Origin of the sequence: Leyella stercorea (assembly GCF_021531355.1) — a bacterium.
Taxonomy (GTDB): domain Bacteria; phylum Bacteroidota; class Bacteroidia; order Bacteroidales; family Bacteroidaceae; genus Prevotella.
In genome coordinates this window covers 1-276 of the sequence record NZ_JADYTS010000237.1, presented here as the reverse complement: position 1 = coordinate 276, position 276 = coordinate 1, and the positions used below count along the sequence as shown (strand labels likewise).

At 43.5% G+C, this 276-nt stretch carries 1 rRNA gene; it reads right to left on the bottom strand.

From position 1 onward, the window contains the following. A 5S ribosomal RNA gene (gene rrf, locus I6E38_RS15215) occupies positions 1 to 69 on the bottom strand; the annotation flags it as partial. Positions 70 to 276 lie beyond the last annotated feature (207 nt).

Here is a 276-nt window from a genome sequence, read left to right as displayed (position 1 = left end):
GGCGCAAGCGGGCTTAACTTCTCTGTTCGGAATGGGAAGAGGTGGGACACCGCCGCAATAACCGCCTAAAGTTCGTTCGCAAGCTCACTCACAATTTTGAATTTTGAGTTTTGAATTTTGAATTCTTAGCATGCGTATAAGATAGACACGTTGATTAAGCAAAACTTGTTGTTAAACTTTCAACAACTGAAAGCACGGCTACTTAAGAAGAAAGTCTCGGGCAATTAGTACTGCTCGGCTTTGACATCGCTGTCTTTACACCTGCAGCCTATCTAC